This window comes from Brevibacillus centrosporus, assembly GCF_003710815.1.
GTDB classification, from domain to species: Bacteria; Bacillota; Bacilli; order Brevibacillales; family Brevibacillaceae; genus Brevibacillus; species Brevibacillus centrosporus.
The window spans coordinates 178,350-191,541 of record NZ_RHHP01000003.1; the positions used below are offsets into that span (position 1 = coordinate 178,350).

Sequence of the window (13,192 nt, forward strand, 5' to 3'; positions counted from 1 at the left end):
GGTCATTTCTCCTCCTGAGAGTAAAAGTGCAATCCTCGCAAATCGTCCCGCGGCTCGTCAAAGCTGCAGCTGCCATACGAGCACAAGGCCACTTCACGAAATCGTCTAATGCCTGCGGCAGAGATGGAAAGCCCTCGCCAAGTCAGCTCATCCGACTGAAAAGAGAAGTGCTCGGCTTGCTCATCCCCGAGTATTTCCTGAACGGTCTGTGCATCCAGCTGATGGGCGCAGGCAAGCAAGCCTGCTGTAAAAACGTTGAGAAAGCCATGCATCCGGGTCTGAACCTCCTGTCGGTACATACGAATGGGATGGTGCAGCCCTGCCGTAAATTTGAGGGCAATCCCGCGGTCCCGACAACCGATGAGAACAGCTGCCACCTGCTCCACCGTTGGGAACGTGTCTGCCGTCACGCCTCCGGTACGCAGCTTCAGGCCCAGCTTCATGTCCCCTTGTGCGTTGATCGCGGCGATGGCATCGAGAGCTTCCATCAAACGAGCTTCCCGCTCTGGATGAAAGGGCTCCGCGAGCTCGCAAAAAACGCGCAAGTCTCGCTTTTTCGCCTCCTCCGCGATGAATGCTAGCAGGCTGCCACCTTCCCAAGCAGGAGGAAGGGGCTGCTCCCAGACCCCAACCTTTCCCGACTCAGCGAATTCAGCGTGAAAGGACGCCACCTGGTTCAGGTCTTCCTGCAAGTACTCCCTGCAGCTTTCCTCATCTGCACTTTTCCGTCCCAGTGCAGCGATCTTCAAAGGCTGCTCTTTGGAAAACAGCGTCTTGTAGTGAGCCAAATTCATCAAGGCCGTAGCCGGAATGACGAAGTGCCCCAGAATCCAGGCGTCAGGATCTGCCTGATAGGAAGCGTAATGACGTACCGATGTCTCCAGCGGCAGACTAGCTGGAGGAAACAATCCAGCGTAGTCAATCAGATGGGTCAGAAAAGCTTGTATGCTCCCCACTTCCAACTTCCCCTCCCGATATACTTACATATTTCCACGCCGTTCTTGTTCGCGCTCGATTGACTCGAACAAAGCTTTGAAGTTGCCATCGCCGAATCCTACTGCCCCTTTGCGCTGAATGATTTCGATGAAAAGCGTTGGCCGGTCCACGATCGGCTTCGTGAAAATTTGCAGCAGGTAGCCTTCATCGTCACGGTCTACCAGGATATTCAGCTCCTGCAGCTTTTGCAGATCCTCATCAATATCCCCTACGCGGCTGGCCAGCTCTTCGTAATAGGTTGCAGGTGTCGTCAGGAATTCGATGCCATTTGCTTTCAGAGCAGCTACCGTTTTAATAATGTCATTGGTCAGCAAGGCCAGATGCTGCACACCTGCTCCATTGAAGTATTCCAGATATTCCTCGATCTGCGACTTGCGTTTTCCTTCGGCAGGCTCGTTGATCGGAAACTTGATTCGACCCGTACCATTCATCATCACTTTGGACATCAAAGCGGAGTACTCGGTAGAAATATTCTCATCGTCAAAATGCTTGAGCACCCGGAAGCCAAATACGTTTTCATAATAGGAGACCCACTTCTCCATCTCCTCCACGTTCCCTACGATATGGTCGATCCCGATCAGACCCGTAGACTCGGCTGCAACCGTTCCCTCATACGGCTCAAAGCCCGGCAAAAAGGCGCCCGTGTAATCCGTCGTTTCCACCAAGGTATGGATGGTGTCCCCATATGTACCGACTATCGCCTTTTTGACAGTTCCGTTTGCGTCCTTCTCTTCCCACGGCTCGCGAACCGCGATCGCTCCACGCTCGACTGCTCCCCAGTAGGCCGCCTCCACATCGGAAACCTTCAGAGCTATGTCGCTTGCTCCCTCTCCGTGAAGCTTGACGAAATCAGCAATCTCGGTATTCGCAGAAAGCGTCCCCGTCACGACAAAGCGGATCGCTCCCTGCTCGAGAACATAAGAGACTCGGTCCCGGCAATTCGTTTCCAGCCCTCGATAGAAAGTCATTTGAAAACCAAAGGCTTTGCACAAGTAATAAGCAGTCTGTTTGGCATTTCCTACGAACAGCTCAACGTGATGAATGCTTTGTACAGGGAAAATCTCTTCTCTTTGCTCGACTTTTCCAGTTACTTGTTGAACGGACATGAACATTTCCTCCTAGTGGTTTCCGAGTTTTCTTTTGAGGTGCGACTGAAATGATGAATGATTTTTACAATTCAAAATAGTAGAAGGAAATGATTGTCCGTGCAAGAACACGCGCCAACGCAGACGTGCTTTACCGGACTTGCCATGCGCTACATTAAAGCGGTTGGGATTTGATGCATGCTCTTGCTGAGATTTCCATACGGCTTATAAAATTCATTCCAGAAGATCCAATACCGTTTTATGCAAAAGGGGCGAGGAATATGGAGCATATCATCAAATTTTGTCCGTGCAATTTTGAGAGACAGCTGTGCGAGATAAAGGACAGGCTGAGGCAGCTGCCAAATGTCACCGTGACGGATGAGCGTTGCCTCAATTACTGTGGTCAGTGTCTGGAGAAGCCTTTTGCCCTGCTCCATAAAAAGAATGTTGTTGGCGATACGGCTGAGGAGCTCTATCGTCTACTCGTGGAAAATCTTGCTGTGGCAGAAAAGTCAGGAAGTACGTGATAGGTGGTCGTTTATGCTGTTGGGGAGGAGAGGAAAAGGGGGAAAACGCTCGGTTAGTAGGGCCACCTGCTCTGGGGTCATTCCTGTTCAGAGGTGGACGCTAAGAGCAGGTTCCGCTTTTTCCACTCCGCCTGGGCTGTGTCCCTAATGCCCTCGCTTTTTTCTCCCTTTTCCTCAGATTTTCTTCGGTGTCACTTCAAGAAATCAGGTGCCCAAAGCCAAGCAAAGACGTTAAAGCAGCGTGCTGGAAACCATTTTGATTCTAAAGTGTGTGGGCATCGCATGGGAGTGCATTTTGGAAGCGTAGTATGCTATGAACCGGATTGGAAGATCGAACGCTTCCCCGCATAAAAAAACACCTTTCCTGTTCCCGCCAGAAGGCAGAGCTCCAAAAAAGGTGTCGTTTGGGTTTGTCCGTTTAGTTTGTTTTCAAAACATCGTGGTCCACATAACGCTCGCCGTTCAGCTCGCTGATGACATTGATCGCCACTTTTGCTCCATCACCGGAAGTGATGATAGTATGTACGCTCACGCCAGCAACCGTACCAGCAGCCCAGATGCCTGCGACGTTTGTTTTTCCTTGTGCATCTACATCCACAACGGTCTTGATGCGAGGTTCTGTACCAGCTTTGGTAGCCACTCCCGCTTTTTCAGCCAGGTCTACCAGAGCACCAGTAGCCAGGATGACATGCTTCGCTTCAAAGGAGCCTTTTTCAGCCGTTTCTACAGTCAGGCCTTGCTCCCCTTTTACAATATTCGTTACTTGATCGGTAACCAATTCAGCGCCGAATTTGGCTGCTTGCTTTTTCCCCGTTTCAATCAGGTCAGGGCCGGAAATTTCCATGATTCCGTAATGATTTTCCATCCAAGCACGTTTTGTCATGCTTTTATCACTGTCGACCAACAATGTTTTTTTCCCTGCTTTCGCAGCAAACAAAGCTGCACTACCACCTGCGGGACCCGCTCCAATAATCACGATATCGAACAAGACAAGCAACCCCTTTCCAAAATGTGTTTCACAACATAATTATATACTATGTCTAAAAAAAGAAAACCCCTGAAGTGCAGGCTCTAGCAGATTAGCCTTTCGAATAAGCCAACGTACTCACTTATTTTGGCAGGAACGAATGACTTCATGCACCAGATCCAGCTGCTGAAAAAGGCCAGCCGTACGAGGTTCTCGTACCGGCTGGCTCTTTGATAGGGCCCGCTGCCTGAACAGCTCGCCATCGCTTTCTAGATTTCTACCAGGTTTTTGTTACCCCCGTTTTCATAGCATACCTCTCCGCCGATGATGGTCCTCTCAATCTTCGTGTTCAAAATTCCGTCGGCTTCGACCTTCATCAGATCCTGCGAATAGACGGTCATGTCGGCAAACTTCCCTCGACTCAGGGTACCTTTGACCGTTTCCTCGTTGGTAGCGAGTGCGCCGCCATAGGTAAAAATGCGGAGAGCTTCTTCGATCGTCAGGTTTTGACCCGGGTTATAGCCCGCATGCGTCTCTTTCGGTGCACGGCGTGTAACCGCAGCGTGAATCCCGAGCAGTGGCTCCAACGGCTCTACTGGTGCATCTGAGCCCCCGGCACACATGATTCCTGCCTCCAGCATGGTCTTCCAAATATACGCTTGATCCGCTCTGCCTTGTCCAATACGATCAGCTACCCAAGGGAAATCGCCTACCACAAATCTCGGCTGGATATCGGCAATCATCGTAGGACGCTTCAGTCGAGCAAGCTGATCAGGACGCAGGAGAGACGTGTGAATCATGCGATCCCGCAGCGCAACCGCAGGAAAGCGGTCCAAGGTATCCAGTACGTTGTCCAGCGCGAGGTCACCAATGGTATGAACCGCGATGGGCATATTCGCTGCCCGAGCCTCGCGGAAGATCTCATAAAGCCTGGCGTTGTCGTGAATCTCACTGCCTACGTTGCCCGCATCATCTGTGTAAGGCGCGGATAGCAATGCCGTTCGGCCCCCAAAGCTGCCGTCCGCAAAGACTTTGACTGCACCGATTTGCAGCGTTTCATTACCGTACCCTGCGTACATCCCCAGTTCCCGCACTCGCTGAATATGCGGATAGTAGATGAGCAGATTGCAGCGAAGTCTTTCCTGCTCCTGATTCAGCAGTTCATCGTACAGCTGCCAAGTCTGGTCGATGCCGCCAAAGGTGCGCAAATCCTCTGTATGTACGCCAGTCAAACCAGTACGAATCGCGTAACGAATGGCTTCTCGCAGGGAGTCCTTGTACTGCCGATAGGTAGGCTCTGGGATATGTCGCTCGATAATCTCCGCAGCGGTTTCCAGCAGCATGCCTGTCGGCCGCTTCGTCTGAGGATCCAAGACGACCGTTCCTCCAGACGGAATTTCCATTTCAGGAGAATACCCAGCAATCTCAAGCGCTTTGCTGTTCACCATATCGACGTGACCGCACACCCTCGTGAGGATAACCGGCCAGTGAGGGGCTACCCGATCCAGCTCCTCGATAGTAGGCATACCGCCCTCGGTAAAGCGGTTCTCGTCCCAACCTCTTCCCTGAATCCACCCATTCACTGGTGTTTCGTCTGCCTTCTCTTTGATTGCCTGGAGCAGTTGATCCTTTGTCGTGATCGATCCGAGATCCATCGTCATCATCTTCGTCGCAATGGAAGACAGGTGCAGATGGCTGTCAATCAGACCTGGCGTAACCATGCTTCCGCCAAGATCCTTCACCGCCGCATCGGCACGCCCCCACTGCAAAAGCATGTCACTGTGGCTTCCCAAATCGATGATTCTTCCATTTCGCACAACCACTGCCTCGACTGTCGGCTGATTCTGGTCAAACGTGTAAAAGCGGCCATTCGTATAGATCGTTGTCATAGATATCCGTCCTCCATCATTTGATAAACATCGCTGTGCGCCTCCACAATATCGTCTCGGGAGCGCATGCTGATCTGCACAGCTGCTTCCTGTGCTTGTCGAATCGCTTCCTTTTCGTCTATCGTCAGCAGCTTGCGGTCCTCCATGATGATTTGCCCATCGATGAGGACCGTCTCCACCTCGCTGCCTTTCGCCGAATATACGAGATTGGGTACGATATTGCGGATTGGATTGGTATAAACGGGGCTAAGACTCGGATCCTGTAAATTGATAAGGAGAAGATCGGCTTTTTTCCCTTTTTTCAAGCTGCCGATTTCATGCGCCAGACCGATCGCTTTGGCGGATTCGATCGTTGCCAGTCTCAAGGAAAGCCATGCCGGAAACACCCGGGGATCGGATCGTTTCACTTTATTTAAAATAGCAGCGAACTTCATTTCATTGAACATATTGTTGCAGTTGTTTCCGGGCGCCTGATCCGAGCCAAGTGCTGCTTGACCTCCTGCCTCCAGAAAGTCCATGATAGGTGGGACCAGTCCATCAATGATCCCGATACTGCCTGCGCAGTAGATCATCGATGCACCGCGTCTGGCTACCAGCTGCGTCTCTTCCACAGTGGCCTCCGTCAGATGCACCGCCATCAGGCGAGAATCCAGATAGCCAAGCTCATCGAGATACGGGATGGAACGTTTGCCGTACCGCTTGACCATCTGATTGATTTCGCGGTCACCCTGCGCCACGTGCATATGGATGCGCGTATCATACTTTTCTGCCAATGCTTTGACTTCCAGTAGCAGCTCCGTACTCATCATGTCTGGTCCCTGCGGCCCAAACAGCACCGTGATCCGCCCGTTTTCCTGCCCATGCCATTCCTCGAACAGCCGAATATTGTCCTGCAGTCTCTGTCCCCCTAGCCCTCTGTCAAAGGGATACAGCTCCCCGACCGGATTTTTCCCGATGTCATTCGGCAGCTCGTTGACCGTTTCCGCTACTCTGGCTCGTGCCCCTACTTTGGCGTAATGCTGTACGATCCGGTTCATACCGTAATCATAGTCGCAAAACGTCGTCGTCCCGGACTTGATTCCTTCGATGATCGTCACCAGAGAGCCGGCGAGTGACTCTTCCTGGGTCGTATTTTTCTTGAACGGCCACAAGCCTTTCTGCATCCAATGCGACATATCCTGAGCCATTCCTCTGTAAATGGAAATGCCGCTGTGAATGTGTGCGTCAATTAATCCGGGCATGACGAGCTTTCCCTTTGCTTCTATCACTCGATCTGCCTGATAGCCTGCAAGAATTTCCTCTGTTGTTCCTACATCGAGAATCGTGTCGCCTTTTACAGCGACCGCCCCGTTCTCGATCATCCCGACACCCTTGCCCTCCATCGTCATGACATACGCATGAGAAATGATCAAATCCGCTTTCACATCCACGCCTCCTTTTTCTCGAACGCAGAAAGTCTAATGATTGAGTACTTTGGAAAGGAAATCCTTTGCACGCTCGGTCTTAGGATGGGTAAAAAACTGTTCAGGTGGTGCCACTTCCACGATCGCTCCATCCGCCATGAATACGATCTGATTGCAAATTTCCCGGGCAAACCCCATCTCGTGCGTCACGACCACCATCGTCATTCCGGTAGATGCCAAGCTCCTCATCGCATCCAACACTTCTTTGATCATCTCGGGATCGAGAGCAGACGTCGGTTCGTCAAACAGCATCACTTTTGGATCCATCGCCAATGCCCGCGCGATCGCCACACGCTGCTGCTGCCCACCTGACAGCTGGCTCGGATACGAACCGAACTTCTCGCCCAAGCCGAGCGAGGTTAGCAGCTTTTTCGCCTTTTCCTCCGCCTGATCCTTGGGAACCTTCTTGACCTGGACCGGAGCGATGGAGACGTTTTCAACAGCAGTCAAATGCGGGTACAAATTGAATGACTGGAAGACAAAGCCGATGTCCGAACGCAGCTGGTTGATATTCGTCTTTTTTTCATGGACAGAAATTCCGTCCACGATGATCTCGCCCGTCTGAATCGACTCCAATGCATTTATGCTGCGAATGAGTGTGCTCTTTCCCGCTCCACTCGGTCCGATCAGTGCAAAGACATGCGATTCCGGCACCTCTAAATCGATGTTTTTCAATACCTGCACACTGCCGAAGCTTTTATTTACCTGTTTAATCTGAATCACTGGCGGGCCTCCTTCTTACGTTGATCGTACGGTTTCCCTATTCGGACACCCGGTATCTCCGCTCAAATGCACGAATGACTTGAGACAGAAAAAAGGTAATGCAGAAGTACATGATGGCAACGAAGCTCCATACTTCCAAAGATCGAAAAGACGTAGAAACGAGATTCTTGGCTACCAGCGTCAGGTCCACTACGGAAATGACGGAGACGAGCGAGGAGTCCTTGATCAGCGTAATGAACTGAGAGGCCATAGGCGGCAAAACTTTGCGCATTGCCTGCGGAAGCACGATAAAGCGCATCGCCTGCACGTAGGACATGCCCGAAGAACGTGCCGCCTCCATCTGACCGCGCGGTACCGCTTGGATACCCGCACGGACGATTTCTGCAATAAACGCTGCCGAGAAAAGACCTAATCCCATAACTCCTGACAGGAATGGTCCCAGCTTCAGCCATTTGCCTAGCACAAAGTAAATCCAGAACAACAAGACAAGCAAGGGAACCCCGCGTACGAATTCCACATAGCTGACAGCCAAAAACGATAAAATGCGATTGCGCGAAATACGGAGCAATCCCAAAAGAATCCCAATCGGAATACTGACAACCAATGCGCATGCGGATAATTGCAGCGTCAGCCACAATCCGTCCATTAATAAACCAATATTTTGAGGAATCACGTCCCAAGCGCTACCCATGTTGAGCAAGCCTCCTTCTGTACGGCCTTATTTGGTAGTAGGAGCGGGTAGCTACTGCTGCTGCACCTGATTGATCCAATCGTTGGATTTGAACCATTTTGTCGTCGATGCCTGATCATCCAATCCGTTGCGGTACGATGCCAGGAAGGAGTTTACCCACTGGATTGTCGCTTGATCGTTCAGAGGCAGAGCGATTCCCAGGTTTTCGGAAGACAGGATCTCATATACGCCGCGGACCGAATCGCTGTTCATCATTTCAAAGACGCGAACACCGGGCTCGTCAAAAATCAGGGCATCTGCCTGTCCCTGCTTCACTGCCAAAGCTGCGTTTGTAAAGCCGTCAAAATCCATGACCTGTGCATTCTTAAATAGCTGCTTGGCGAGTAAAGAGCCAGTCGACCCTTGTCCGACGGCAATCTTTTTGCCTGCCTGATCGAGCTCCTGCCAGCTTTTTGTCGTCGTATCCTTCTTTGGCACCATCACGACCTGCCCCGACGAGTAGTACGGATCGGAGAAGCTGACGGCTAGAGCACGGTCTCCGCGAATCGTCATGCCGGAAATGACCATGTCGATGTCACCTGTCTGCAAAGCAGGAATCAAGCCGCCGAAATCAGTAAAATCTTTAAATTCCACTTCAACCTTTAACGCGTTTGCAATCGCAGTCCCCAAATCCATGTCATACCCAACGAATTTGCCGTCTTTATCTTTCATTTCGAACGGAAAGTAACCACTGGAAGTACCAATAACAAGCTTTTTCTTGTCCAGCACCTTTTGAATCGTGGATGGCCCGCTCACTGTGCCTCCCGCTTCCTGCGAACATCCCGTTACGATCGCGAGCAATAATGCCAACCATAAAAACGCCCATTTCTTCATCTCTTTACCCCCTGGATTTGTTTTTTTGTTCCTTTTGTTGTAAATCAATTACAAAATAATAGAGCTATTTATATAAGCCAACTGGTGCTGGGTTATATACTTCATCCGAAAATGTTGTGTTTAGACAAGGGTGAGATAGCGAATGAATGAGAAGAACCGATTGGCGGACGCCGTGCGGTAAGTTGTGAGGTCTGGATGGATGTCTGTCGGAGGTTACTATCGATATATTCATGATATTTTATCTATAGGCGACTAAGCAAGAATACCATTCTGAATATAAAGAATATTGATGAATTGCGCAATTTTCTATAACATTTCCATATCAAGAAATATCTACCGAGGAAGAATCGTTGACTAGCATCGGAAATGAATGCAGGAAAAATCACGGCGGTTTTAGACCTAAAGCTCGATCCAAAACCGCCGTACGACATTTCCATCTTCTTCTATGAAAGCTGACTCAAATACGCCACCGTTTTTGACTATCGTCTTTTCCGAGCCGATATTGCCTTCGTCACAGGCAACCATGACCCTCGTCAGTCCCAGCTCTCTTGTTTTTTGCAAGGATTGGGCGAGGATCCTTGTCGCGTATCCTTTTCTTCTCTGAGAGGGGACGACTCCATAGCCAATATGTCCTCCCGTGTTCAAAAGCTTTTCATTCAAGGTATGGCGAATGTTAACCGCTCCAACGACCTGCTCCTGTTCATCCACGAGCCAGTAGGTGGAGTTAGCTACCCAGCCTGGTTGCAGCTTCTCGCCGCTCTTTTCCGCTTCCAAATACTGCAGGTACGCTGCAAGATCAGATGGATCTTTGTCGACAACCCAGGGAACGATCGGCTCTTGGGACTCTTTCCATTCCCGATAAAAAGCTAGATACGACTCTCGATATTGCATGGATGGCTCGACAAGATAAGCCTTTCCCATTGGAATCCCCTTCCTTCCCGTATAAATTCCGTTTATCTTATCACGCTACAGACAGGCGCTCAAGCGCTTTTTTATTTGGCGAAAAAAAGAAGCGTGACACCGGCAAACTTCTGCCAGCATCACGCCTTGGTGTATCATAACTGTTTTGCTTAATACTTGTTGAACATCATGATCCAGATGGAACCCGCAATGATCGTAAACACGATTACCAGACCCAAGACCAATGTCTGTACGTTGTAGCGTGGCTTTTCGCCTTCACGAACGTGCATGAAGAAGAACAGCTGAACGATAAATTGCAGGACCGCCATCACCAAGATCCAAATCACTGTAGTGGTCTTGTCGAGCATGTTGTTCATGACCATCACCAGTGGAATAATGGTGAGCACAATCGACAGGATAAACCCGATTACATAGGATTTCAACGATCCGTGATTGTGATGATCTCCATGGTTTTCATGTTGTGACATCCTACATCACCCCCATCAGGTAGACGACTGTGAAGAGGAAGATCCACACAACGTCCAGGAAGTGCCAGTACAAGCTCAGGTTGGTCACTTTGCGGCGTGTTACTGGTGTAATACCGCGGCGCTTCAACTGAATCATCAGCGCCACCATCCAGAACAAACCAACCGAAACGTGAAGTCCATGTGTACCGACAAGCGTAAAGAATGCGGACCAGAAAGCACTGGTTGCCATGGTTGCACCCTCATGCATCAGGTGCGTAAACTCGTTGATCTCCAGTACGACGAAGGCCAGACCGAGTACAGCCGTTACTGCCAGCCAAGAAATCATTTCTTTGACTTTGCCTTTATTCATTGCCAGAACGGCCAGACCGCTCGTAAAGCTACTGGTCAACAGGATAAAGGTCGATGCGATAATCCCTGGAAGTTCAAACAATTCTTTTCCTGTCGGGCCACCCGCGAAGTTATGCATCAATACCGCAAAGGTGGCAAACAGGGAACCGAATAAGATACAGTCAGTCACAACGAAGATCCAAAAACCGAGGACCTTTAGTTGTTCATGTTCTTCATGGCCATGTTCATGATCGTGTCCATGAGCGTGGTCGTGTTGAGTCGCCATTAGTAAACCCTCCCCAGTGAAGCCTCCGTGCTGCGCACTTCCTCCACTGGTACGTAATAATCCGTATCATATTGGAAGGAACGTGCCCACATGCACAGCGCCACGCCGATAAATCCAATTACCGCCATCCATACCCAGTGGAACGTAAATCCGAATCCGATCAAGAAGAAGAAGAGGGACATAATAAACGGAATACCCGAGTTTTTCGGCATGTGGATTGGCTCCAGATGCGCCGGCTCTTCTTTATACGTACCATTTTCTTTTGCTTGCTTGGTCAGCCACCAATCGTCGGCACCTTTTACCGTAGGAACGACAGCGAAGTTATAGAACGGTGCTGGAGAAGGAATCGACCATTCCAGCGTACGTGCATTCCACGGGTCGCCCGTTGTGTCGCGCTCACCGTGTTTGATGCTGTAAGCGATCTGCCATACTTGGAAGATGAAACCGATCCCCATCAGGAACGCCCCGACGGTAGAGATCAGGTTGAGGTCTGCCCAGCCGCGATCCCAGCCGTATGTGTAGTAACGGCGAGTCATACCCATGAAGCCCAGTGCGTATTGCGGCATGAAGCACACGTAGAAACCGATATTCCAGAACCAGAAACCCCATCTTCCGAGTTTCTCATCCAGTTTGAAACCGAACAGTTTTGGCCACCAGTAGTAAATACCTGCCAGGTAACCGAACACGACCCCACCGATCAGTACTTGGTGGAAATGGGCAATCAGGAAGTAACTGTTATGGTATTGATAGTCCGCAGGAGCAACGGCCAGCATGACACCGGTCGCACCACCTACGACAAAGCAAGGAATAAAGGCGATGGTCCAGAGCATTGGCTGTTTAAAGGATATCCGACCTCGGAACATTGTAAACAGCCAGTTGAATATCTTCACCCCAGTCGGGATCGCAATGACCATCGTCGATATGGCAAAGAAGATGATGACGCTGGCACTAGTACCCATGGTGAAGAAGTGGTGAGCCCATGTGAAGAACGATGCAACTGCAATCGACATCAGCGCCCACACCATGGATTTGTAACCAAAAATCGTTTTCTTCGAGAATGTCGCAACGACTTCTGAGAAGATACCAAACGCTGGTACAACTACGATGTATACCTCTGGGTGACCCCACATCCAGATGAGGTTGAGGTACATCATCGGGTTACCGCCGCCGCCCATGGTAAAGAAGTGAGCACCTGCGAAACGGTCAAGGAACAAGAGAGCAATCGTTACTGTCAAGATTGGGAAAGCAAAAATGATCATGATGCTGCTGGACAGTACAGACCAGCTGAACAATGGCATATTAGAAAGCTTCATGCCAGGCGCACGCATTTTCAGAATGGTTACGATGAAGTTAATCCCCGTCGCCAAACTACCAATCCCTGAGATCTGAATACCCCAAATCCAGAAGTTCTGACCTGGACCCGGACTGAAATCATTTTGAGACAATGGCGGATACGACAGCCAACCTGCATCAGGAGAGCCTCCGATAACGAACGACAGGTTGAACAGCATCGCACCGAGCATGAACAGCCAGAAGCTGACTGCATTCAAGAATGGATACGCAACATCTCGTGCGCCCAATTGCAGCGGAACGACCATGTTAAACAGACCAAACATCATCGGCATCGCCATGAACAAGATCATGATCGTACCGTGAGTCGTAAAGATGGCATTGTAGTGATCCGAATGCAGGAACTCTACGTTCGGGAATGCCAGCTGCACACGCATCAGCAGGGCGTCGACCCCACCGCGGAACAGCATCAGAAGCGATGCGATCAAGTACATAATCCCGATTCGTTTATGGTCAACAGTAGTCAGCCATTCACGCCAGAGCCAACCCCATTTTTTATACTTGGTAAGGACAAAGACGATCGCGACCATAGTCAGAGCAATCGAGACGTCTGCACCGTAAATCAACGGGTCACCAGTAACAAAGAACGTGGACGCAAATTCCTTAATGTTCTCCCACACTTGGTAT

At 50.3% G+C, this 13,192-nt stretch carries 13 protein-coding genes; 1 reads left to right on the forward strand and 12 read right to left on the reverse strand.

The annotated features are described in order from the left end of the window. Nucleotides 1-2 precede the first annotated feature (2 nt). Both EDM55_RS05340 and hppD read right to left on the reverse strand, forming a co-directional pair. Nucleotides 3-956, reverse strand: coding sequence for a hypothetical protein (locus EDM55_RS05340; protein ID WP_246070930.1), 954 nt, complete (start codon nt 954-956; stop codon nt 3-5). Between the two features lie 24 nt (nt 957-980). Continuing rightward, nucleotides 981-2,102, reverse strand: a complete 1,122-nt coding sequence (hppD, locus tag EDM55_RS05345) for a 4-hydroxyphenylpyruvate dioxygenase (protein WP_092266265.1) — start codon at nt 2,100-2,102, stop codon at nt 981-983. Nucleotides 2,103-2,362: 260 nt separating this feature from the next. Here hppD and EDM55_RS05350 point away from each other — a divergent pair, with 260 nt between their 5' ends. Beyond that, a complete protein-coding gene (locus tag EDM55_RS05350; RefSeq protein ID WP_122959787.1) occupies nt 2,363-2,608 on the forward strand; it encodes a DUF1450 domain-containing protein in 246 nt (81 codons plus the stop codon). Between the two features lie 418 nt (nt 2,609-3,026). Here the strand turns inward: EDM55_RS05350 and EDM55_RS05355 are convergent, their stop codons facing one another. The 10 genes from EDM55_RS05355 to EDM55_RS05400 all read right to left on the reverse strand — a co-directional run bounded on the left by EDM55_RS05355 (nt 3,027) and on the right by EDM55_RS05400 (nt 13,185). Further along, nucleotides 3,027-3,596, reverse strand: coding sequence for an FAD-dependent oxidoreductase (locus EDM55_RS05355; RefSeq protein ID WP_092266267.1), 570 nt, complete (start codon nt 3,594-3,596; stop codon nt 3,027-3,029). A 248-nt stretch (nt 3,597-3,844) separates the two neighbouring features. Then, the gene (locus tag EDM55_RS05360) at nt 3,845-5,464 is read right to left on the reverse strand and encodes an amidohydrolase (RefSeq protein ID WP_122959788.1); all 1,620 of its coding nucleotides are present in this window, start codon (nt 5,462-5,464) and stop codon (nt 3,845-3,847) included. After that, nucleotides 5,461-6,888 carry an amidohydrolase family protein gene (locus EDM55_RS05365; RefSeq protein WP_092266269.1) on the reverse strand — a complete coding sequence of 476 codons (1,428 nt, stop codon included), beginning with the start codon at nt 6,886-6,888 and terminating at the stop codon, nt 5,461-5,463. Before EDM55_RS05365 ends, EDM55_RS05360 begins: the two co-directional genes overlap by 4 nt. Before the next feature lie 33 nt (nt 6,889-6,921). Then, nucleotides 6,922-7,650 (reverse strand): amino acid ABC transporter ATP-binding protein, encoded by a 729-nt coding sequence (locus EDM55_RS05370; protein ID WP_092266270.1) that lies wholly within the window; start codon nt 7,648-7,650, stop codon nt 6,922-6,924. 37 nt (nt 7,651-7,687) lie between these two features. Then, nucleotides 7,688-8,341, reverse strand: a complete 654-nt coding sequence (locus EDM55_RS05375) for an amino acid ABC transporter permease (protein WP_092266271.1) — start codon at nt 8,339-8,341, stop codon at nt 7,688-7,690. A gap of 51 nt (nt 8,342-8,392) precedes the next feature. Beyond that, on the reverse strand, nt 8,393-9,214 hold the full coding sequence (locus EDM55_RS05380) for a transporter substrate-binding domain-containing protein (RefSeq protein WP_092266272.1): 822 nt from the start codon (nt 9,212-9,214) through the stop codon (nt 8,393-8,395). Nucleotides 9,215-9,613: 399 nt separating this feature from the next. After that, complete coding sequence (locus tag EDM55_RS05385) at nt 9,614-10,135, reverse strand: GNAT family N-acetyltransferase (protein WP_122959789.1); 522 nt, start codon at nt 10,133-10,135, stop codon at nt 9,614-9,616. 149 nt (nt 10,136-10,284) lie between these two features. Continuing rightward, on the reverse strand, nt 10,285-10,602 hold the full coding sequence (gene cyoD, locus EDM55_RS05390; protein WP_092266274.1) for a cytochrome o ubiquinol oxidase subunit IV: 318 nt from the start codon (nt 10,600-10,602) through the stop codon (nt 10,285-10,287). Nucleotide 10,603: 1 nt separating this feature from the next. Further along, a complete protein-coding gene (gene cyoC / locus EDM55_RS05395) occupies nt 10,604-11,215 on the reverse strand; it encodes a cytochrome o ubiquinol oxidase subunit III (RefSeq protein ID WP_092266275.1) in 612 nt (203 codons plus the stop codon). After that, nucleotides 11,215-13,185 (reverse strand): cbb3-type cytochrome c oxidase subunit I, encoded by a 1,971-nt coding sequence (locus EDM55_RS05400; protein ID WP_122959790.1) that lies wholly within the window; start codon nt 13,183-13,185, stop codon nt 11,215-11,217. Before EDM55_RS05400 ends, cyoC begins: the two co-directional genes overlap by 1 nt. Nucleotides 13,186-13,192: the final 7 nt, after the last annotated feature.

What these genes read in the sequence shown, in the direction of transcription:
- EDM55_RS05375 (WP_092266271.1), bottom strand. Translation starts at nt 8,341, where the DNA reads ATGGGTAGCGCTTGGGACGTGATTCCTCAAAATATTGGTTTATTAATG.
- cyoC (WP_092266275.1), bottom strand. Translation starts at nt 11,215, where the DNA reads ATGGCGACTCAACACGACCACGCTCATGGACACGATCATGAACATGGC.
- cyoD (WP_092266274.1), bottom strand. Translation starts at nt 10,602, where the DNA reads ATGTCACAACATGAAAACCATGGAGATCATCACAATCACGGATCGTTG.
- EDM55_RS05385 (WP_122959789.1), bottom strand. Translation starts at nt 10,135, where the DNA reads ATGGGAAAGGCTTATCTTGTCGAGCCATCCATGCAATATCGAGAGTCG.
- EDM55_RS05360 (WP_122959788.1), bottom strand. Translation starts at nt 5,464, where the DNA reads ATGACAACGATCTATACGAATGGCCGCTTTTACACGTTTGACCAGAAT.
- EDM55_RS05350 (WP_122959787.1), top strand. Translation starts at nt 2,363, where the DNA reads ATGGAGCATATCATCAAATTTTGTCCGTGCAATTTTGAGAGACAGCTG.
- EDM55_RS05380 (WP_092266272.1), bottom strand. Translation starts at nt 9,214, where the DNA reads ATGAAGAAATGGGCGTTTTTATGGTTGGCATTATTGCTCGCGATCGTA.
- hppD (WP_092266265.1), bottom strand. Translation starts at nt 2,102, where the DNA reads ATGTCCGTTCAACAAGTAACTGGAAAAGTCGAGCAAAGAGAAGAGATT.